The 18,822-nt window shown below is 64.7% G+C and carries 22 protein-coding genes and 2 pseudogenes; all 24 read right to left on the reverse strand.

Translation table 11 applies throughout. The features are described from left to right. Nucleotides 1–3 precede the first annotated feature (3 nt). On the reverse strand, nucleotides 4–237 hold the full coding sequence (locus tag LY284_RS01845; RefSeq protein WP_009459672.1) for a TIGR03758 family integrating conjugative element protein: 234 nt from the start codon (nucleotides 235–237) through the stop codon (nucleotides 4–6). Beyond that, entirely contained in the window at nucleotides 234–617 is a 384-nt protein-coding gene (locus tag LY284_RS01850; RefSeq protein ID WP_023465080.1) for an RAQPRD family integrative conjugative element protein, read from the reverse strand. Before LY284_RS01850 ends, LY284_RS01845 begins: the two co-directional genes overlap by 4 nt. A 98-nt stretch (nucleotides 618–715) precedes the next feature. Then, the gene (locus LY284_RS01855) at nucleotides 716–1,465 is read right to left on the reverse strand and encodes a TIGR03747 family integrating conjugative element membrane protein (protein ID WP_023103908.1); all 750 of its coding nucleotides are present in this window, start codon (nucleotides 1,463–1,465) and stop codon (nucleotides 716–718) included. After that, the gene (gene traD, locus LY284_RS01860) at nucleotides 1,462–3,651 is read right to left on the reverse strand and encodes a type IV conjugative transfer system coupling protein TraD (protein ID WP_023103909.1); all 2,190 of its coding nucleotides are present in this window, start codon (nucleotides 3,649–3,651) and stop codon (nucleotides 1,462–1,464) included. Before traD ends, LY284_RS01855 begins: the two co-directional genes overlap by 4 nt. Before the next feature lie 4 nt (nucleotides 3,652–3,655). Continuing rightward, the gene (locus tag LY284_RS01865; RefSeq protein WP_017515759.1) at nucleotides 3,656–4,195 is read right to left on the reverse strand and encodes an integrating conjugative element protein; all 540 of its coding nucleotides are present in this window, start codon (nucleotides 4,193–4,195) and stop codon (nucleotides 3,656–3,658) included. Further along, entirely contained in the window at nucleotides 4,192–4,797 is a 606-nt protein-coding gene (locus tag LY284_RS01870) for a transglycosylase SLT domain-containing protein (RefSeq protein WP_028690955.1), read from the reverse strand. Before LY284_RS01870 ends, LY284_RS01865 begins: the two co-directional genes overlap by 4 nt. Then, nucleotides 4,779–5,504 carry a TIGR03759 family integrating conjugative element protein gene (locus LY284_RS01875; RefSeq protein ID WP_042862846.1) on the reverse strand — a complete coding sequence of 242 codons (726 nt, stop codon included), beginning with the start codon at nucleotides 5,502–5,504 and terminating at the stop codon, nucleotides 4,779–4,781. Before LY284_RS01875 ends, LY284_RS01870 begins: the two co-directional genes overlap by 19 nt. Before the next feature lie 14 nt (nucleotides 5,505–5,518). Then, on the reverse strand, nucleotides 5,519–6,160 hold the full coding sequence (locus tag LY284_RS01880) for a hypothetical protein (protein WP_023103912.1): 642 nt from the start codon (nucleotides 6,158–6,160) through the stop codon (nucleotides 5,519–5,521). Next, on the reverse strand, nucleotides 6,157–6,756 hold the full coding sequence (locus LY284_RS01885) for a PilL N-terminal domain-containing protein (protein WP_028690956.1): 600 nt from the start codon (nucleotides 6,754–6,756) through the stop codon (nucleotides 6,157–6,159). Before LY284_RS01885 ends, LY284_RS01880 begins: the two co-directional genes overlap by 4 nt. 160 nt (nucleotides 6,757–6,916) lie before the next feature. Then, a complete protein-coding gene (locus tag LY284_RS01890) occupies nucleotides 6,917–7,786 on the reverse strand; it encodes a hypothetical protein (protein ID WP_028690957.1) in 870 nt (289 codons plus the stop codon). A 113-nt stretch (nucleotides 7,787–7,899) separates the two neighbouring features. After that, nucleotides 7,900–10,179, reverse strand: a complete 2,280-nt coding sequence (locus LY284_RS01895; protein WP_028690958.1) for a helicase-related protein — start codon at nucleotides 10,177–10,179, stop codon at nucleotides 7,900–7,902. A gap of 135 nt (nucleotides 10,180–10,314) precedes the next feature. Continuing rightward, entirely contained in the window at nucleotides 10,315–10,620 is a 306-nt protein-coding gene (locus tag LY284_RS01900; protein WP_023103916.1) for a hypothetical protein, read from the reverse strand. A 90-nt stretch (nucleotides 10,621–10,710) separates the two neighbouring features. After that, nucleotides 10,711–10,803, reverse strand: a pseudogene (locus LY284_RS01905) (methyltransferase); the annotation flags it as partial. A gap of 41 nt (nucleotides 10,804–10,844) precedes the next feature. Beyond that, nucleotides 10,845–12,429: pseudogene (locus LY284_RS01910) on the reverse strand (IS66 family transposase). Between the two features lie 96 nt (nucleotides 12,430–12,525). Further along, complete coding sequence (gene tnpB, locus LY284_RS01915) at nucleotides 12,526–12,876, reverse strand: IS66 family insertion sequence element accessory protein TnpB (RefSeq protein WP_012250655.1); 351 nt, start codon at nucleotides 12,874–12,876, stop codon at nucleotides 12,526–12,528. Next, nucleotides 12,857–13,372 (reverse strand): transposase, encoded by a 516-nt coding sequence (locus tag LY284_RS01920; RefSeq protein ID WP_080443120.1) that lies wholly within the window; start codon nucleotides 13,370–13,372, stop codon nucleotides 12,857–12,859. The genes tnpB and LY284_RS01920 overlap by 20 nt, the downstream gene beginning before the upstream one ends. Nucleotides 13,373–13,382: 10 nt before the next feature. Then, nucleotides 13,383–13,655, reverse strand: a complete 273-nt coding sequence (locus LY284_RS01925; RefSeq protein WP_309243175.1) for a methyltransferase — start codon at nucleotides 13,653–13,655, stop codon at nucleotides 13,383–13,385. A 50-nt stretch (nucleotides 13,656–13,705) separates the two neighbouring features. After that, on the reverse strand, nucleotides 13,706–14,839 hold the full coding sequence (locus tag LY284_RS01930) for a DUF6094 domain-containing protein (protein WP_254912518.1): 1,134 nt from the start codon (nucleotides 14,837–14,839) through the stop codon (nucleotides 13,706–13,708). A 38-nt stretch (nucleotides 14,840–14,877) separates the two neighbouring features. Further along, nucleotides 14,878–15,525, reverse strand: coding sequence for a hypothetical protein (locus LY284_RS01935; RefSeq protein WP_023103919.1), 648 nt, complete (start codon nucleotides 15,523–15,525; stop codon nucleotides 14,878–14,880). A gap of 78 nt (nucleotides 15,526–15,603) precedes the next feature. Continuing rightward, the gene (locus LY284_RS01940) at nucleotides 15,604–15,864 is read right to left on the reverse strand and encodes a hypothetical protein (protein ID WP_023103920.1); all 261 of its coding nucleotides are present in this window, start codon (nucleotides 15,862–15,864) and stop codon (nucleotides 15,604–15,606) included. Nucleotides 15,865–15,880: 16 nt separating this feature from the next. Next, complete coding sequence (locus tag LY284_RS01945; protein WP_153164368.1) at nucleotides 15,881–16,288, reverse strand: hypothetical protein; 408 nt, start codon at nucleotides 16,286–16,288, stop codon at nucleotides 15,881–15,883. A gap of 101 nt (nucleotides 16,289–16,389) precedes the next feature. Next, entirely contained in the window at nucleotides 16,390–16,713 is a 324-nt protein-coding gene (locus LY284_RS01950; RefSeq protein ID WP_023103922.1) for a hypothetical protein, read from the reverse strand. Between the two features lie 94 nt (nucleotides 16,714–16,807). After that, nucleotides 16,808–17,497, reverse strand: a complete 690-nt coding sequence (locus LY284_RS01955; RefSeq protein WP_023103923.1) for a DUF3275 family protein — start codon at nucleotides 17,495–17,497, stop codon at nucleotides 16,808–16,810. A 57-nt stretch (nucleotides 17,498–17,554) separates the two neighbouring features. Beyond that, nucleotides 17,555–18,472: a DUF3577 domain-containing protein gene (locus tag LY284_RS01960; protein ID WP_023103924.1), complete on the reverse strand. Its 918-nt coding sequence runs from the start codon at nucleotides 18,470–18,472 to the stop codon at nucleotides 17,555–17,557. Between the last annotated feature and the right edge of the window lie 350 nt (nucleotides 18,473–18,822).

An 18,822-nucleotide genomic window follows, 5' to 3' on the forward strand; every position in this document is an offset into this window, starting at 1 on the left:
AGGTCAGGAGAGGAGGAAGAAAGTCAGGACGAGGTACATCGCGACGAATCGGATGCAGACGCCGAGGAACTGGCGCTGGTTGAGGCGGCTCTCGGACCACCCCACGTAGGCCGTTCGCATGGCCCAGACGCCCCAGACGAGCAGGACCGCGAACACGACGCCGACCAGGACGGTCGCCATCGCTGAAGGTGCGATGCCGCTGTTGGCTTGAAATGCCGAGACCTGGGCGCCGTTCATGGCTTGCCCTCCGCGGTCGTCGGCGGTGATGGCGGGACGACCCGCTCCGTGCGGTAGTCGCCGGCCAATTCGGACGGGTCGCGCGGCTGGGCGCGCGACGGTGTGAGATGGGCCTGGATGCCGGCGCGCACGCGCGCCAGGTCAGCCAGCAGCCTCGGGTAGTCGAAGTGGTAGCGCTCGCCCGGCTGGATGGGGGCATGCGCGGCGCTGTCGGCGACCGTGCGCTCCAGCGCGTCGAGTTGGCGCAGCGCTGCGACCAGCTCCTGACGCTGCGCTGGGGACTCGGCCAAGGCCATCGAGGACTGGCCCAACACAAGGGCCGTCACGAGAAAAGTGGGCACGCCGCGATGCGCGGCGCGCAGCCAGATCGGAGCCAACATCGCGCCATTCCTGTGTGATCAGCAATGGCTAGATCGTGGAGATCAGGGCTGTTTCAGGCCGCAAACAATAGGAACCTGCGGATGACCGGATTGATCGGCTAGAGGTACTTCTTGAAGCTGCCCGCAGTCAGGCTCACGGCCAGTCCCAGCAAGGCGGCGCTCGGCAACAGGATCAGCAATGGATGCACCGAGATCGGCAGTGCCAGGTACGTGATCCACGGCAGCACGGCCAGGGGCATAAGGCTGGCTTTCGCGCGGTGGTAGATGAACCCGGATTCGCGGCCCGCGCCGAACCTGCGCACGTCACGTCGCACCAGACCGTCAATCAGACCGACGAAAGCAGCCGTGAAGATCAGTGGCAGCGTGAGCACCAGGACCAGCAGGCGCACTAGGAAGGTCAGCGTCGTGAAGGCCGCGGCGATCAGGTAGCTCTCGGCCCAGACATAGGCTTGGCTGATGTAGTAGCGGAAGTTGCGCGCCTGCTCGTGGCTGGGCGCGCGGACGCGCTCGGCGGTCTGGCTCATGCGCGCCAGCAGCCCGGAGCGAACAAACACCCATTCGTAGCCTGTATCCACCAACTCGTGCGCCGTGCGCCCCGGCTCCTGCACGACCACGCTGCGCGTGAAGTGGTTGGACAGATGCCCAAGCTCGTACTGCAACATCTGCTGGGAATGGCGCCAGCCCTGGTCCTTCCAGAACAGGTGCATGCCGACGCACTCCACCACGATCGAGAACAGCAGCGAGCCGATCAGCACTCCAAGCAAGCGAAACGGCAAGGTGATGGTGCCGACGATCAGGCCCTGGCGCTGATTCTGCTCCCGCTGCGCGGTCGAGGCGGCGTCCTTCACGGCGCGGCCTCGTCGCCACTGTGGTCGGTGTCGGTGGCCACCGCAGCAGGCTCGGCTGGAGCAGCATCATCCAGCAGGTCATCGGGCAAGGCCGCATCCTGCAAGGCCGGGGAACTGGTGAACTCCCACCACTGCGTAGCCTCGCTGTAGCTCTGGCGCATGTACCCTGCCAGTTGTTGCAGGTCCGTCGGCATCACTTCATCCGGGTCTGGTAGCGGCAGCGGCATGCGAACCTTCCAAAGCTGGCCGCCCTGCAGCAGCGCGAAGCATTGGCCTTTTGGCAGGCCGACTACGTGCGATGGCTCGATCATCGGCACGCTGGACATGCTGATGCGGTCCTGGGTGTTCGACGTGAAATCCGTCGCGCCGCGGATGTCCGAACTGTCGGTTGCCCCGGAGACGATGGTAGTGGTATAGACCTCGACCTTCGGCAACTGCCGCGTCAGCAGTTCGGCAGTGGCAGTCTCGCGCACGCGCAGCATGAACAGGTTGTTGAAGTTGCCGATCACCTGGCCAGCTTTCGCGCGATTGCCGATGCGGGCCTCGATGTCCGAGAGGGTCTGCGTGTACGCGGTGACTTGCAGCCCGGCGCCGCCGCCTTTGTTGATAAGCGGCACGAATTCGTCACCCATGAGTTCATTGAATTCATCCGCATGGACGTTGATCGGTACGCGCGCGCCAGCCGAGGCGTCTGGCAGGCCATCGTCGATTCCGTGCTTGTAGATATGGCCCGCGACCGAAACCAGGTCGGAGAACATGGAGTTGCCGACCGCTGCGGCAACCTCGGCGTCGGACAGCGCGTCCAGTCCCACATAGACGATGGCGCGCTTCCTGATGACTTGCATCCAATCGAAGATCGGGCGCGGGTCGGCCAGGTCGGAATAGTTCGGTGCCAGGAGCTGCGCGATCTTGCCGCTGGTTAGCTTTTCCAACAACGGCAGCAATGACGCGACGATCTTGTCGAAGTAGGTCTTGTCGTACCGAACTGCCGAGCGCAGTCCGTCGAGCACCGGGTCGTAGTTGCGCGCCTGGGAGAGATACTGCTCCAGCGCAACCACGCGCTTCTCTCGCCCGATCATGTTGCGCGGGATGTTCTTCTCGTTGAGCTTGGCCTCGATCTGGACGATCACCTCCCAGGCCTTGGGCTCGGTCTTGGCGAAGTAGTGCTGGGCGTACTCGATAAACAGCGCGTCGATGTTGATGACGTGCCGCTGGATCAGCATGTAGTCCGGGCGCTGTCCCAGTTCCACCAGGGCACGAGCAATGATGTTGACGAAGCGCCACGCGAACTCCCTGAAGGCCGCGCTATTGCCTTCACCGGAGAGTTGCCCTGCGATACGGGTGGCGACTTCCGAGATGCGACCGAATCGGCCCACCGCGTTGTAGCGGGCGCTGATCTCCGGCCAGCCCAAGTGGAAGATGTAAAACTCGCCTTCACGGCCGGCGCGCTTGGCCTCGACATACATGCGCTTCAAGAGGTCCGCATCCCCTTTGGGGTCGATGACGATCACGACTTCGTGCTCGCCGGCAGCGCTCTTGCGGCGGATGTCCTGGGTCACGAACAACTCGGCCAGTCGCGTCTTGCCCACGCGCGTGGTGCCCAGCACCAGCGAGTGCCCGACACGCTCGCCGAGCGGAAGGCTGACGTCCACCTCGTCCGGTTCGATGCCGTGCAGGCGTGGCAGGCCGCCCACAGGCGGCAGCGGACGCACCGGGTTGAAAGGAGCATCCCAGCCCGTGAGCGCGGACAGCCGGGATAGCGGGAACGGCGCGAACTCCAGCCGCTCCTCCAGTCGCCGTGCCAGCCGGTAGGCAGGCGTCGGCTCGACGTATCGGCGGAACTCCGGCCGGTACGTCTGCATCAGCCTATGGGTGTGTTTTTGTTCCCACAGGAACCCGCGCCCGATGAAAAGCCGCTGCTGGCTGACGGGCACGTCCTTGCTCGTCATCACGTAGCGCGACAGGCGGCGGATGTTGCGTCGGTAGCGCAGGATCACGCGGGCATCGCGATAGCGGATCGCGCCGTAAGCGCCGAAAGCCAGCGCGCTGCCGACGCCCATCGACGGGCTCAGCGCGAGCGACCATGGGGCCACCAGGCACAGAAACGCGGCGCCTGCACACGCCGCGACGGTGTATAGCTCCACCGCTGGGCGTAGCAGAACCTCGACCGGCTGTTTCCCCGACATGGCTTCATTGCTCGATGCCGGTGGCCGTGATCAGCGCCGGGTAGTGCCGCAGCCCCAGGCGATCGGCCAGGTCGTCTCCGGCTACGGGCGCGAGCGGCACGCCCGGCACCAGGGCACGCAACCGTGCCAGGCCCTGCGCGGTCTCGACATTGACCACGAGGCCGACCGCGCCGCGTTCGCGCAAAGCGACGCCGCGGCGCTGCAGCCAGGCCCGGGAGGCGTCGTCGTCGCCGATGACCACGAACGGCCGCAGGCCGGGCGCTTCGATCACGCGCCGCGCGACGGTGCCGGGCGTGAGCTTGGCGCTACGCACCGGCAGCATCGCTGCCTCGTCCGCGGGTGTGGCGGGAACCTGTGGCGTCGGAATGGGCGGCCGGCCCGGGACATCGGCGCGCGCCTGGAGGTTGAGGGCCTCGTAGTACGGCAGCGCCGACGTGCCACCGCGATCTTCGACCACGATCAGCGGATCGCCGGCACGCGATGCCAGCGGCAGACCTGCCAGCAGCACAAGCAGGCCCCGCAGGGCCAGATGGGATTTTGTCATGGGGAAGTCTCCTGGCGCGCGGCGAGCACCGCGGCGTTTGGATGTGCGCCCTGCACACGCGCGAGATGGCGCGACACGCTGCGCCGGTAGCGGGCGGCGGGCTCGCCGCCCGCAGGACGGTGGTAGCGGCCGATCGCGAGCAGCCAGTCTTCGCCGGACGTGTGCTGCTCGTTCAGGATTTCAGCGGCGATGGCGAGGTTTCGATACGGGTCCAGCAGGTCGCACGCGCTGGTGAAGCGATGCTTGTGGTAGCCGAGGTTGATCTGGACCAGGCCTGCATCGATGCGCGTGTGGGGCGTGGTACGCATTGCCTGTTGCAAGCCCGAGCAGGCGTCGGCGCGCGTGGCGAAGCGGCGCGACTGGCCGGCGACATTGAGGGACCACGGCCACGGCACGATGCGCCCGTTGCGTCGAACGCCGCTCTCCTGCAAGGCCACGGCGTAGAGCACGGTCGAGGGGATGCCCGCCTGCTGGGCGGCGAGCTGGTAGGCAGGTGGCGGAATCTCCTGGGCATGGACGGCGCAGGCGCACAGGCCGGTAGCGAGCACCAGTGCGCACAAGAGCTGCGAGAAGGAGGTGGCCGCTACGGCTGGCGCTGCCATTGGCCGTTCACCTCGCGCACAGCCGCGGGCAAGTCACCGGGCAGGCCCAGCGACAGCCAGCGGCCGCCGTCGTGGTTGAGGGTAATGCTGCCGCTGCGCACGCGCGCCGGGTCGATCTGCGCGCGCTTGGCCCAGTCGCGGATGCGTGCGTCGTCCTGGCGGCTGCCCACCATATACAGGTCGAACTCGGCACCCGAGGATTGCAGCCGCTGCACGAGCTGCCCACAGGCCGCGCAGCCGTCCTTGACGAACACCGCCATGCGACCGCTGCCGCGCGCGGTGCCGGTGCCCGGCCCGTCGTCGGGCAGGTTCACGCGCTGCATGCCGGGGTTCAGGCGCTGCCAGGCTTCGTCGTAGGCACGTTGGTAGGCGAGCAGCTTCTCGACGCGGCGAGCCTCGACTTGCACCTGCAGCTCTGCATAGCGCCGCCGTTCTTCGTCGGTGCGTGCCTCGATGCCTAGGGCAGACAGCGGGTCCAGGTTTGGCGAGTAGATGCCCAGCGGCCCATCCATCAGCTCGCGGTAACGCGCCCATTCCAGGGGTTGGAGCCCCCAGTTGCTTGCTACTCGGTCGTCCAGGACGCGGGCGGCCAGCGGGCGCTCCTGGCTCTGCGCATTGCGGGCTGGAGCTGTGGCTGGCTGTTGCGCCCACGCGGGCCACTGGACTGAAGCCAGTAGGAGTGCGGAAAGGATGATCGACGGCTTCATGTCGTGTGCTCCGATCAGGGAATCGCCACGCGACGGATCTGTTCGCCGGCTTGGAACACCGCAGCGCTGCCATCGATTGCCTGCAAGCGCCATGGACCGACCGCATCACCGGGCAACAGCACCTGAAGCTGGTCGGGCGTGAAGTCCCCGCTGCTCGGCGCGACGGACACACTGAGCTGGCCGGCGCGCAGTTCGGCGCCGACGATGCGGAACGGCAGTGGCGGCGGTTCAGGCTTGGCGGCGGGCTTGCTCGATGTGCGCGGCTGGGCGGGTGTTGCTGCACGCGCGGCGGTCTGACGCGTCTTGATCTGCTCGATCTCCGCGCGCAGCGCCTGAAGGTCGTCGGCTGCTGCGTAGCTGCTCAATGTCTTCTCAACTTGGGAAGCGCGTGCTTCCAGGATTTGGCGGGTGTCTTTGAGGTCCGCCGCCGTTGCGACCTGCGGACGCTGCTGGATGGTTCCGATGGTCTCGGCCAAGGCCACCGCCTGCGCTTCGAGGCGTTGCAAACGGGAGTCGAGCCGTTCCTCGTCGGCCTGGTCGCTCATCGCCTGGTAGCCGAGGGCCACGATGACGCTGAGACCGAGCAGCCAGAGCCAGAGCAGGCTTTGCGCCACCACGGCGGCAGCCGGGCGCCGCGAGGATTGGGGAGTGTTCATGGCTGGCCGCCTGGAATGGAGGGCATCAGTGGGAAGGTCTGCACCGCATCGGCGGCGGCCGGTTCAGGCATGGATTCGACGGCCATGCTGTCGCCGGGCCGCTCGAAGCAAATTTGTCGTGCGCGGTCATCCGCGTGCAGTTCCCAGGCCGGACCAGCTAGGGTGATCAGCGCGTCGCGCAAGGTCATGGGACCGAGATGCAGGTGCGCCGCCGGCAGCGGCAGCGCATACAACTCGATCACGGCATGTGCCGTTTGACACAGGCTGTAGCCGCTGCGCTTGAGCACGTGCCGCAGCCCATCGCCGACCGTGACGCGGGCATCCGCCGGCATCGAAACATCGATGGTCTGCAACAGCAGGTCGCGCTGCGCCGCCGTGGGGGCCAGCTCGACCAACGTGTAGCGCCCATAGCGCACAACGGGGATGTACTCGGGCGCTTCGGGTTCGGGCGCGGTCGAGACTTCCTCGAAGGCATCGGGTGCGTGCGGCGCAGTCGTTGTCGCGCAGCCGCCAGCCAGTACCGACCAAAGCAGGCCGAGAAATCCCGTCAGCAGGCGGCGTTCGGGATGGTGAAACCAGGGTGGAGAGGGGCACATAGCTCGGCGTCCTGAAACATCGAGCCCTCACCATCGCCGCTGGGGTCGTGCGCGGCAGCAAACAATGCGAATCACGCCCCGTCCGATTTTCCGACAGCCTCCCTCCAAAGAAAAAGGCCCCCGAAGGGGCCAATGAGAGCGCAGGTCGGACCCTGCCGAATCAACCCCGAGCCAGCTTCAGGCCAGGATCGACCTGTGCCAGTTGGGCATGCGCCCAGCAGCGCACGAGTTGGCCGTTCTCGCCGAGCGGCCGGTCCGCCATCGCCACCGAGTACTCGTCGGTATCGCTGGTGTCGTAGCAGACGACTTTGATCTCGCCGGTGTCGCAGCGGATGGAGTGGATCTGGCCGTCGGTCATATCGACCACGACGACCTGCGGGACAAGACCCAGTTCGCGGGCGGCCGACAGGATGGGGCCATATTCGGCAGCGTCGAAGCAGACGAACGGCCCTTCGTACCGGGCTTCTTCGGCCAGATCCTTGGCTTTGTGGTAGTGGGCACCCTGGTCGTATTCCTCCTGGGTGGTTCTGACCTTGAAGACCGGCATGTTGGGGGTGCCGGAAGCATCGACGCAGGCGACAGCGACTTGCATCTCGATCTCGCCGCCTTCAGCAGGCTCGGTCGGAGGGATGACAGCCTGACTCTCGGGTTCTTCGTCGGCCATACCCATGCGCTCGCGCATCTCGTCGGCGAATGCCTCGGGAGCCATCAGGCCGTAGCGCGCCAGGCGCACGGGGATGTCTTCAGCGTTCAGATTGCCGTCTTCGATGCGCTGCCGCATGAAGGAGGCGATCTCGGTTACCAGGGTGTCACTCTCAGCTTCCGAGGGCTGCTCGGACACATCGATCGACCACTTATCCACTTCCGCGGCGGTCTCGCCGGTCAGCAGACCCTCATCGATGGCGTATTCGCACATGCTGCGCAGCCGTGCCAGCATTTCCGATTCGGCCTCGCCGTTGAGCAGGTAAGTCACGTCCAGCGTGAGGCGAGCACTGACGACTTTGGTCGTTGCTTGGGTATTGGTGTTCATGGAAATCTCCTTGGGATCGAAAAAGCGCAGCCACGCCCACGGAGACCGTGGACGTGGCTGCAAGGTGGGAACAGCGGAAAGCCGGCGGCGTTAGGCCAGCGTTGGCGTGGGGATCAGGCGGCGACCAGTTGCCGGGCCAGTGCGACCTCGACCGAATCACCATCCTGGTTCAGGACGTCCAACCCTGATTCGGGCACGTCGCCCGAGGTGGACTGCGAGACCATGATCTTCTTGGCCATCAGTTCGAGGCAGGTCATCTGCGAGGAGCCGGCGTAGCCAAGGTAGATCACGCGCACGGGTTGCTTCTGCCCGATGCGCCAGGAGCGGCGTGCCGCCTGCTGCAGCGAGTACACGTTGTAGCCCGACTGCATGAACACGATCGTCGGAAACTCCAACAGGTCCAGTCCCGTTTTAACCAGCTCGGGGTTGGTGATGAGCACATCGATGCCACGGTCCAGTTGTTCGGCGATCCAGTCCTCGCGGCGGCTGGCATCCACGCTTGCGCGCAGCACCGCCACCTTGAAGCCTTCCTGCTCCAGCAGCACCTTCAACCGGCTGGTCGTGTCGCGCGTGCCGGTATAGACCGTGTAGGCCAGCACCTTGCGGCCCTGCGCCTTCTCCTCTTTGCAGATGTCGATCAGCTCACGCTCCTTGGGGCTGATCTCGAACTCGTTGAACTGAGCCGGGACGAACGCCAAGGTGTTGCGCGTGCGCGGATGCACCACGGTCTCCGACCGGAAGCAGCAATCTGGCCAGGCCAGTAGCACGTTGAGCACCACACCCAGCAAGGTCGTATCGCGTCGTGCAAGAGCCTGTTTCAGCTCCGCGGTCAGCCGACCCGCCAGATCGCGGTAGGCCGCGGCTTGCGCCGTGTCCATCGCGACTTCGCGGAACTCCTCGTCATACGGCGGCAGGATGTTGCCGCCGATGTCCTTGAGCTTGAGGAAGATCGTGAACGGCAGGATGCAGCGCAAGACGCCCTTGGGGCCGAAGCCCGGGGCCTTGACCGTGCGCACCGATACCTTGGTGCCCTTGGCCGTCTTGTGCGCCGTGCCGGTGCTCTCGGAGTAGATGTCCTTCAAGACCCCGTGATCGCGCATGAACGCCATCGCGGCCGAGGTCATGCTGCCGCTCGTGGTCGGGCGGTAGCCGTCTTCGATCATCCGCCCCGGAAGGGCTCGGAACAGCAGGTAGAACAGGTCGTCCCCGTAGCCGCCCATCAGCGTGCCAGTCAGCAGCAAGGTCTTGCGAGCCTTCGCTGCCAGCACGCCCATGGCCTGGCCTTGGGCACTGCCGCCGTTCTTGTACTCGTGCGCCTCATCGGCGATGAGCAGGTCGAACGTGCCTTGCGGCAGGTAGCGTTTGATGAACTCGGACGGCTGGTAGCCGCCTTCGCCAAAGCCGAACTCCATGTTGGCCATCGCACGTTCCATGCGGGTGGCCTGACGGTCGGAAAACACCAGCTCGCCGTTGCCGTCCATGAGGTTGATGAACTCATGGATGTTGTCGCCGAGCATCGAGGCCAGGAAGCCGTCTCCGAACTTCTGCATCAGCTTCTGCGCGGTGACTGCCCCGATGGTCGGGATGCGCTTCAAGGCTTTCAGCACGGCCGAGGACTGGTCGCTGCCGGACAGGCTGCGTGGGCGGATCAGCGTCCACAGGGGCGCTGCGCAATGGCTGCACTTCCTGCGGTACTCCTCGGCTTCGAGCGCGACCGGGTTGACCGGCTCGCCGTCGAGGTCGGTGATGACCGTGCCGCAGTCCGGGCAGGCCGCCACGTCGCCGTGGCGGGTGCGCCGCTGGGTGAAGACAGGCTTCCAGTGGAACCCCATCCGCATCCTGACGCGCCCCAGGACAAAGAACTCCTGGCCGGTCGGCTGCACACCCAACTGCTCGCGCAGCTTGATGAGCTTGACCAAGGTATCGGGGCCGTTGAGCACCCAGACCTTCGCGCCCGCTACTGTCTCCTGGATCTCGCGCCGCCACTTGTAAACAAGGTGCGGGGGCGAGAGAACCAAGGTCCGGCGGTAGCCTTCGGCGTTGAGCACAGCGGCCGTGGCGATGCCGACGGTCGTCTTGCCGCAGCCCATCTCGCCATTGACGATCGCGGCGCGCTCGCCACGGTCAATCAGCAGCTCCGCGGCGGCGTGGACGACTTCGGCCTGGGCCTGGAACAGCTTGCGCTTGAGGCTGGCGACGATGAGCTGGCGATGTGCTTGCGGTTGGCCGGTATAGACCGGCGGGTTGGCGCTGTTGAGGGCGTCGAGCAGTTCGTCGCCGAACTCGCCGACGAAATCCTGAAGGCTCAGGGTCAGAGGGGAAGATTCCGCGTCGAGCAGTTCGCCCTGTACGGGCGCGGCTTCAGCGGCATTGGTTTCGAGATCGAGGGACATGGTGATGCTCCAAAGAAAAAGGGGCATGCACCACCCCCAGCGGGGCAGTGGCATGCCCCGTGGTGGGAAGTAAATCGACGCGTGGCCGACGGTGGTTGAAGGTGCTGGCCTGGGTGGCCAGCGGCTGAACCGTGCTCAGTCCTCGGACGGCAGAACGATGACGGTGGCGTGGCGCTCCGCGTCGGTAACGATGCGAATGGCCAGCCCCGGATGGATCACGTAGTGCGATGCCAGCGATGCGCCTGATTGAAGCGCGGTGCTGTTGGCCTGCCATTGCTGGACGTTGACGTCGCCCCAGTCGCCACGGGTGTGGCGCCTGAAGTACGGGATCGGGTCGAGGCGACCCGAGCGGACCAGGCGGTCAATGCCTTTGCTGAAGATAAGCGCCCCGATGGGGAACGCCAGGTTCTGACAGTAGGTTTCGATGCGATGTGATGCCATGGGCTCCTCCTTGATGAGTCATTGAGCCACGACACCCCTGCCGGAGTGAAGTGGCTCCGTCAGGAGAATGAGGATGACGATGTGGGGACGTCAGATCAGGTCCCGCTCTTCGGGAAGCTGGATCACCGTGGTCTGGTGGTCCTCGCTGGTCTTGACGATTAGCGCCAGGTCCGGCGTGATCCTGGTAAGCGGTCAGTGAAGCACGTCCTGCCCGCCAACTTGACCTATCGATTTTTTTCTAAAAGGACCTTGCCCAGTCTCCAAGGAAGTAGAGCTTCGTAATCCTCTGCGGTCTTCGCGAGCGGCAGAGCCTTGAACAGGTCGACAAGATACGCGTAGATATCGATGCGATTCGCGACGCAGGTCTGGACGAGTGAATACAGGTTTGCCGAGGCCTTTGCACCTCCTACGGTGTCCGAAAAAAGCCATGCCTTTCTCCCCAGGACAAACGGGCGGATCATGTTCTCACATAAATTATTGTCAACGGGCCATGCCGGATTCTCGACGTAACGGATCAGCTTGGGCCACTGTCCCGCCGTGTAGTTCAAGGCCTTGCCCAGCAGCCCTGTGGGCGCGGTTGTTTCCAGGTACTCATCGAGCAGGGTCCTGATCTTCGTGAGCACCGCACGGCTATAGCGGCGGCGCAGGCGCTCGCCAGTGCGGTTTCTTGTTGGCATGCGATTCGGCCGCATAGAGCTTGCCGATCAGGTAGATAAACTGGGTGGACGGCTGATGGCGGCCACGGGCATCTTTGGGCAATGCCGCCTCGGCTTCCACAAAATACCTCCTGCAGTGCGCCCAGCAACCAAGATGCACGAGTGCATTAGCCTTCGCGATCGTGTCATACGGTTTGTACCCGTCGGTCATCAGCACGGCGCCATGGCGCATGCCGGCCCACACGTCCGCACCAAGCTGTTGGGAGCGCCCCGGCGCATAGGTAAACAGGCGCACGGGTGGACCACTGCCGTTCATCTGGACCCAGACGTAACTCTTTGTCTGCGGTGCGCGCCCTGGCTCCTTGAGAACCTGCACGGTGGTTTCGTCGCCGAACCCGATCTCGCTGTCGAGCATCACATCACGCATCAGGTTGATGACGGGCTGTACCGAATGTCCCAGGCGCACTACGCTTGCAGCCAGCGTGTTTCGCGAGATGTCGCCGCCAAAGCGGCGCAGCAGCGCAGCGATCCGGTACAGCGGCAGGCCGTCGATATACTTCGAGACGACGAACCACGCCAGCGCCGCTTCGGTGAACAGGCCCCTGGGGATGATGCGTGCTCGCGCCGGCGTCACCTTCATGCCCTGGTCGCACTGCTGGCATGCGTACTTCACGCGCTCGTGACGGATCACCTGAACCTGCTGCGGGATGATGTCCAGCTGTTCGCTGACCTCGACGCCGATCTCCACGAGCACACTGCCGTCGTTCTGGCACACCCGTTCTTCTTCAGTGAGCTCGTAACGGATCACCTTGCGTGGCAATGCCGGGTCCAGCGGCTTGCGCCCGGGCTTGCCGCGCTTGTGGCCTGCCACCGACGTACTGTCTGTGTCGTCTTCCTGGGCGGGTAACGTGGCGGTCGTCGGAGCCAGCGCTTCCGCTTCATTGAGGAACAGGTCCCGCTGGGCCTCGCTGCGTGCTTCGCTCTTCGCCCCGAACAGCCGTCGCTCGAATGCCTTCAGCTGTTCCTTGAGCAAATCACGCTCGACCTTCGTGACCCGCAGTTCGCCACGCAGCGCGTCGCGCTCGGCGAGCATCGCATCGCGTTCGGCGATGAGGGCAGCGAGTTCTGCGGCGGTGATCAAAATGCGGTTCATGCCACAACCATACCGGCTTGCGCTGCGAAATGGGTTTACGTCACCGCGCAAATTGTTGTGCGCGCGCCGCGCTCGCGCGACAGCGATACATCCTCCTCAGCTCACGCGTGCATAGTATCGCGCCGGGTGCTTGCGCATCGCTGTCAGATCAATGCCCTCCAGCAGCCAATGCAGTTGCTCGACGCTCAGTTCCAGTACTGGTTCGCTGCGCGGCCAGGCAAAGCGGTCAGCCTCCAGGCGGCGCAGCATCAACCAGAACCCGTTACGCTCCCATAGCAGAAGCTTCAGGCGATCGGCACGCCGGTTGCGGAACACGTAGACCGCCCGTGCGAACGGATCGAGTCCCAGTGCCTGCTCCACGATCGTCGAAAGGCCCGTAATGCCCTTGCGGAAATCGACGGCATCGCGGTGAACGTAAACCTTCAGATCAGCGTCGAACCGGAACATGGCACCTTCCCAGCGTCTCGATCATCGTCATCACCAGGCTTGAATCGTCGCCGGCACATTCAAGGATGAGCTTGACACCGTTAGGCAGTTCGGCAATCAGTTGCGACGGCAGCGTGACGCGTTGCGCCTGCCGTGCGAGCGCAACCGGTGCCGCATGAGCCTCGCATGCCGTAACATCGGCATGTCCCGGCTGAACAACCGGGATGAACGTCGGCATTGCCTTGGCCACGCCGTTCGGCGCCCCCTCACTGGTAGCATCGCTTTGATACTGACGAATCCATTTACGCAACAGGTTGGCGTTCAGGCCGTATTCCAGCGCCATCCCGGCGACGGACACCCCTGGTCGCAGACAGGCCAGCACCAGCTCACGCTTGGCCTGTTCGTCAAAGCAACGGCGCTTGCCATCACGCTCAAAGCCCCTTACCAGCCGCTCCTTCAGATTCCTGTCCTCTGCCATGGGTAGTGTCCACTTGAAAGTTGAAGTGGACACCAGCATCGCCTATCACTCATCGCGCGGGAAGGACGCCGACAACGGACCGCTTACTGATCCTGAACTGCGAGATCATCAGGTTGTCCTGTTGGATCGCCACGTCGTTGGCTTGGCGTGTGGCCTCATCGATCTCGCCCCAGTCCCCGCGCACATGGCGCTGGACATAGGCTAAGGGGTCGATCAGGCCTCTTCGGGCCAGCCAATGCACCTTCTCGCTCAACTTCAACGTACTCGGTGCGAACAACGGTTGCTTGTGCGGCGCTGGCCGCTTGAACGGATTCGGGAACATGGTGTTTCTCCTTCGATGTGGTACAGCAGGACGGCAGCGCGTCCGGTGGATCAGCGGATGGTCAACACCTCGCCCCGTGTCGCGGAGCCAGGCGTCATGTCCCACGCGCGGATGACGGGCACAAACTTGTCGGTGAGGATGCGGGTCTCGGCGATGGAGCCGTCTTCGCGTTCGGTGAATTCCCGCTGGAGCGTTTTGTCCTTGTGGGTGTCACCTTTGACGACGAGCACGCGCCCCGTCTGGGAGCGCACAACGCCGGAGATCGCGCCCGCTGCCAAGGCCAGGGCGAGATGCCAGTGGGACAAGGCTCGCGCCGGTGGACGCAGCGACTGCTGCGCGGCCCCCAGGTGCGTGTCCAGCGACGGCCAGAGGCCTTGCAGCCGACCGACCTCATCGGCGAACTGCTCCGGCTCCATCGTCACGCGGAAGAAATGCTCCGGCTCGACCGGACTGGCGGGGACGATGTACGGCAGGAACGGCCATTCGCTCGGCAGTTCCTCGGCTTCGACTTCGCCAAGCCCAACCTGCAGCAGCAAGTTGCGCACGGCCTTGACGCCATCGGGGGCCTGCTCGCGCTGGCGCACCCTTCGGCCAAAGATCACCACCTGCTTGAACTGCGTTTCCACCGCTCGGTAGATCCGCAGATCGGTGTAGTGGCGTGTCAGCCAACCAACCAGCTCCGCGTCGAGCACGTAGCCGGGGACGATGAAGACCAGCATGCCGCCGTACTGCAGCAGCGACAGCGAACGCTGATAGAACAGCTTTTCGAGGCGGGCACGTCCCTGACCTTGATAGCCGATGTTGCCGTTGACGTCCTTGGACAGGTCGCCATACGGCGGGTTGAGCCAGAGCAACCCGAAGGACTGTTTGGAGACCATCGTGTCCATCAGGTCCGCGTGCAGGCAGTGATCGACCAAGCCTCGGGCATGGCGTGCCCGCTCCGCGTCGAACTCGACCGCGAATGCCTTGGCCTGGTCACGCCCGAGGGCATAGGCGGCTTCGGCGATCGCCACGCCTTCGCCGGCGCAGGGATCAAGGATGCACATCGGCCCGTCGCTGGGCATCAGTGCGTTGAGGGCTCTTTCGAGCGTGGGTTCGTCGGTCGGGTAGTACCCGTTCTTGGCGAAATTGCGGGCGAGCCGCGGGAACATGAGGGCCATGGAAGTCTCCTGGTTGGCGGGGATGAAAGACGGAAGCACGCCGAGACGTGCCTCCGAGGGGGTCAAGCCGCTACCGCTTCCGGCGTCCAAATCTTGGTCGGATAGGGATAGGCGGTGAGCGCGTCACTGCGGATCAGGGAGCCCAGCGCCAGGGTCAGCGCCGGCACGTCGATGGCGAGCCGATGGCCTTCCAGCGGCCCGAGGGCGAACGGAAGGCGGGCCAGCATCTCGCGGCTTTGCAGCAGTTCCAGCACGGTCTCGCGCCAGTGGTCGAGTAGCGGCAACGGGCAGGTGTCCCGCACCAGCATCCACAGGCGGTCAAGCCGGTGGGCGCTGTCGCGCGGCAGCAGTGCCAATGCGCTGGCGTTGGCCTTGTCGGGCTTGACGCAGCGCCGGTCGAACAGCCACACGTTGGACAGCGAACCGAACAGCGTTCGCCGGTAGGCGCGGGTCATGCGCTTTTCCAGGCGATCGACGTTGCCGATGAACACCGGGACGCTGCCGCCCTGGTCGGTGATGACGTGGAACTGGTCCAGTCCCTGCTCGTCGCGCCCGAGGGTCAGGCGAGCGAGGAATTGCTGGACGGCGGTGTCGCGTGCCCAGATGGACAGGAAGATCAGGTTGCCCTGGTCATCGCCAACGCAGGCGTCGGCCATCACGTCCGGGCATTCGTCGATGCGGTACAGCGTGGAAGAAGTGTTTGCGGGCATGGTGGTGTCCTCGGATGAGCGGGAACAGCACCGCCCGTCGGGGCAGGTACTGCCCCGGGGGGGGTGGAAGAAAACCGCTCAGTCCGGCTCGAACTGCCGGGTGTGCGGGTTGAAGTGAAGCGCCTCGTCCACCGCGGTGATCGGCGTGAAGCCGTCCAGGTAGATGTTGTTGAGGTACTGGTCGCGATAGGTCAGCGCCTGCCGTGCCTGCTCCTCGGTGAGGCCGTTGTCGATGAAGTACGCCAGCATTTCCTCGTCGGAGGAAACTTCGTCGTTGGACAAACTGCCTTCAACGAGCTTTAACAGCGAGGCGGGGAGCGCAGCCAGGATCGGGTCCATGTTGGTTCCTCCTGGCTCAGGCCAATAGTGCCGCGGCGGGTGCCGTGGCAACCGTGGTTGTACGACGCCGCGCGTGGTAGGCGCGAACGCCTGCACGCCAGTCGGCGGACTGCTCCGGTGCGAGGTCCAGATAGGACAGCGGGCACGAGTAGTAGTACGGGTGCATGGACTCGTCCAGCGGCTTGTAGCCCCACTGGTTGCCGCTGCGCTCCAGAAGATCGCAGCGGATGTAGCGCAGGGACTGGCCCGGCGCGAGATCACGATGCACGCCTTCGGCCCTGGCCGTCACTTCCGCGACGGACCAGAGGACGTTGCCGCGCAGCGTGTGGGCGATGACCTTCACGCTGGCGCGCTCGGTCTCCTGCGGTGCGATCAGTTCGGCGATCAGTTCAGACCGCGATTGGGGAGAGAAATACCAGCCCATGAGAGGCCTCCTGAAGAAGTAGAGCCAGAGGCCTCCCCGTGGGGAAGAACCCCCAGCGGGTGATGGAATGCCGCGTGTGCGGCGATGGAATGCAGTGCGGGCTAGGAACCGCAACCGGCCGGGCAGCAACCCAGCGTGATCCCATGCGAACAGCAGCCGTTTTCAGCGAGCCAGTCCTGGGTTTCCTGCCGTTCGGCAGGTGTTGCGTAGTCCCATTCCTGGGTCGCGATTTCCAGCGCATGAACGCGCTGGCTTTCCGGCAATCGACTGGCTTGCGCGTCGATCTCCGAGCTGAAAAGCGTGACCCAGTGATCCCAGGACAGGCCGCAACCACGTTGGGCATGCTCGGCGGCCGTCTTGCAAACGGCGCGCCACGCGGTTTCGTCCAGCGCGGAACGGGGTGTATCGCAAGTGATGGTGGACATGATGGAGACCTCCAGAAGAAAGCCGAGGCCACCCCCGCATGGGGAAGGAACCCCAGCGGGTGGATGAAGAACACCGCGGATGCGGTGTCTGCAATCACGCAGGTTGCAGTTCGGCCTGGCGGCTCCACTCCTGCGTCTTGAAGTCCAGCGCGTAGCCCAGTTCGCCCAGGCGGGCGATCTGGGCGCGCAGGGCGCGGCGGTCGATGGTCGAATCCAGCTTCACAGACTCGCCCAGCGGCCACAACAGGCCGAACAGCGCGGCGTCGCCATCCTCGGTGCTGCCGGGGGCAGCAGCCGCAGCAGGCGGCGCGTCCACGCCGAAGGGCGTGGTATCGACCAGCGGGTCCGCGGACGTCTGCACGGGTGCAGGTTTGGCGGACCTGGATGCCTTGGCGGGTTTGGCCGGCGTTGTCGCAGGCTGTGTCCCTTGATCTTCATCGAGCGGATCGACTTCCTGCGGGGCGAAGCTATGTGCTTCGGCCTTGCTCAGCTTGTCGATGCCGAAAAGTGTCATACCGTCCAGGTTGGCGCGCATCTCGAAACGCATGCTGCCGTCGCTGATCGGATAGCCTTTGAGGAAGATGTAGCGAAGGACGAACTCCCCTTGATACTTGCCCTCGGGGTATTGCTCCAACTCCGCGTCTTTAATCGTGAATTTTCCGAGTTGGCATTCGAGCTTGCCAACATTGAACTTTCCGTTGCGGCCATGAATGGTGCGCAGCGCGAGCTGGCCCGGGACGATGATGGGAGTGGCCGATTTCTCGGGTGCCGATGTGACTGCCATGATGCTTCTCCTTGAGGAATAGGAAAAAGGCAAGGCCCCGTGAGGGGCCATGCCGGATCAGAACGAAGCAGCCAATGCCGGCTCCTGCTCTTCGACTTCACCTGCGGGCTCGCGCTCGGCGGGCTCGATAGGCTGGTCGGCAGCGGTGTCGGCGGCGTCCTCGGCTTCGGGCGCGGGTGCGTCCTCGGCCTGCGACGCCTCGGCTTGCGCCTGGCTCGTCGGATAGACCTGGGTGCCGTCGATCTTGATCAGACCGATGTGGATCAGCGTCGATTCCAGGCTCGCTCCCGGCTCCCCGGCGCGCTCACCCTTGGTGCGGATGTACGGATCGATCTTCATGTCGTTCAACTTGAAGGCGATCAGCACCTTGCGGTCCCCTTCGATGGCCTGCACGCACCGGCGAACCAGGTGCTCGGCTTCAGGGGTGGCGACGATGGTGTCGAAGTACCGATAGTCCGGTTCACCGACAGGCCCGGCCAGAGCCGCGACGCAGCACGACAGGAACGGATCGCCATCCTTGGGGGTGACGTCCTTCGGACGGCTGAGGTAGCCGATGCCGCGGGTGATCAGCTCGTGCTGCTTGATGGAAGCCAGTTCGGCCCGGTCAAGCGGCTCGGCCTTGAGCAGTCGCGCCTTGAGGGACGCGGCGGCTTCACCCTTGCGCTCGCCCTTGTCGCGGATGTACGCATCGCCCCACAGGTCGCCGAGGCGGAAGCGCACCAGCGGGCGCTGCTTGGGATCGTCAACGCCGATGTAGCGCTGGACGAGGTTCTTGGCCTCGGCACCCGAGACCTTGACGTCGAAGTAGCGGTAGCTGGGGTCCCTGGCGGGGCCGACCAGCGCGGCAACGGTGCATGCCAGGAAAGGCTGCGCACGGCGGCCGCCCCGGACAGGCACTTCACGGACACGCTGGATGTAGCCGATGCCCGAGGTGTGGAGGTCGAAATACGATTTCTCGTTGGACGTGGTGTTCATGGTGAATCTCCATAGGGAAGAAGCGGAGACACACCAGCCCCACGCATGCGGGGAAAGGTGCGTAACCCCGCGGTGGGTCGATAAGGCGAAAGCATCCGCCACCAGAGACTGGTGGCCGCTCGCGGATGGATGCGGTGCGAGCTGGCTCGGTCACGCAGTGGGAACTGCGACGCAACCTTGAAGACCGATGGTTGCTTGGCATGTCGCTGACAACGTCAGCAGGCATGGGGTCAGCATGGCCGGGCCTCGCGCGCGCGACAGCAATCAATCGGCATCCGGGCGCTTCCCATTTTTTCCAGGCTGCCCAGTTCCGCCCAAAAGAAAGCCCCCGAAATGGGGGCTTCAAGGGG

The organism is Caballeronia sp. PC1 (assembly GCF_021353155.1).
GTDB lineage: Bacteria > Pseudomonadota > Gammaproteobacteria > Burkholderiales > Burkholderiaceae > Caballeronia > Caballeronia cordobensis.

Bases quoted from the DNA above. Each gene is read 5' to 3' on its own strand.
- LY284_RS01845 (WP_009459672.1), bottom strand. From the start codon at position 237: ATGAACGGCGCCCAGGTCTCGGCATTTCAAGCCAACAGCGGCATCGCA.
- LY284_RS01850 (WP_023465080.1), bottom strand. From the start codon at position 617: ATGTTGGCTCCGATCTGGCTGCGCGCCGCGCATCGCGGCGTGCCCACT.
- traD (WP_023103909.1), bottom strand. From the start codon at position 3,651: ATGTCGGGGAAACAGCCGGTCGAGGTTCTGCTACGCCCAGCGGTGGAG.
- LY284_RS01865 (WP_017515759.1), bottom strand. From the start codon at position 4,195: ATGACAAAATCCCATCTGGCCCTGCGGGGCCTGCTTGTGCTGCTGGCA.
- LY284_RS01870 (WP_028690955.1), bottom strand. From the start codon at position 4,797: ATGGCAGCGCCAGCCGTAGCGGCCACCTCCTTCTCGCAGCTCTTGTGC.
- LY284_RS01875 (WP_042862846.1), bottom strand. From the start codon at position 5,504: ATGAAGCCGTCGATCATCCTTTCCGCACTCCTACTGGCTTCAGTCCAG.
- LY284_RS01880 (WP_023103912.1), bottom strand. From the start codon at position 6,160: ATGAACACTCCCCAATCCTCGCGGCGCCCGGCTGCCGCCGTGGTGGCG.
- LY284_RS01885 (WP_028690956.1), bottom strand. From the start codon at position 6,756: ATGTGCCCCTCTCCACCCTGGTTTCACCATCCCGAACGCCGCCTGCTG.
- LY284_RS01890 (WP_028690957.1), bottom strand. From the start codon at position 7,786: ATGAACACCAATACCCAAGCAACGACCAAAGTCGTCAGTGCTCGCCTC.
- LY284_RS01895 (WP_028690958.1), bottom strand. From the start codon at position 10,179: ATGTCCCTCGATCTCGAAACCAATGCCGCTGAAGCCGCGCCCGTACAG.
- LY284_RS01900 (WP_023103916.1), bottom strand. From the start codon at position 10,620: ATGGCATCACATCGCATCGAAACCTACTGTCAGAACCTGGCGTTCCCC.
- tnpB (WP_012250655.1), bottom strand. From the start codon at position 12,876: ATGTTCCGGTTCGACGCTGATCTGAAGGTTTACGTTCACCGCGATGCC.
- LY284_RS01920 (WP_080443120.1), bottom strand. From the start codon at position 13,372: ATGCTGGTGTCCACTTCAACTTTCAAGTGGACACTACCCATGGCAGAG.
- LY284_RS01925 (WP_309243175.1), bottom strand. From the start codon at position 13,655: ATGTTCCCGAATCCGTTCAAGCGGCCAGCGCCGCACAAGCAACCGTTG.
- LY284_RS01935 (WP_023103919.1), bottom strand. From the start codon at position 15,525: ATGCCCGCAAACACTTCTTCCACGCTGTACCGCATCGACGAATGCCCG.
- LY284_RS01940 (WP_023103920.1), bottom strand. From the start codon at position 15,864: ATGGACCCGATCCTGGCTGCGCTCCCCGCCTCGCTGTTAAAGCTCGTT.
- LY284_RS01945 (WP_153164368.1), bottom strand. From the start codon at position 16,288: ATGGGCTGGTATTTCTCTCCCCAATCGCGGTCTGAACTGATCGCCGAA.
- LY284_RS01950 (WP_023103922.1), bottom strand. From the start codon at position 16,713: ATGTCCACCATCACTTGCGATACACCCCGTTCCGCGCTGGACGAAACC.
- LY284_RS01955 (WP_023103923.1), bottom strand. From the start codon at position 17,497: ATGGCAGTCACATCGGCACCCGAGAAATCGGCCACTCCCATCATCGTC.
- LY284_RS01960 (WP_023103924.1), bottom strand. From the start codon at position 18,472: ATGAACACCACGTCCAACGAGAAATCGTATTTCGACCTCCACACCTCG.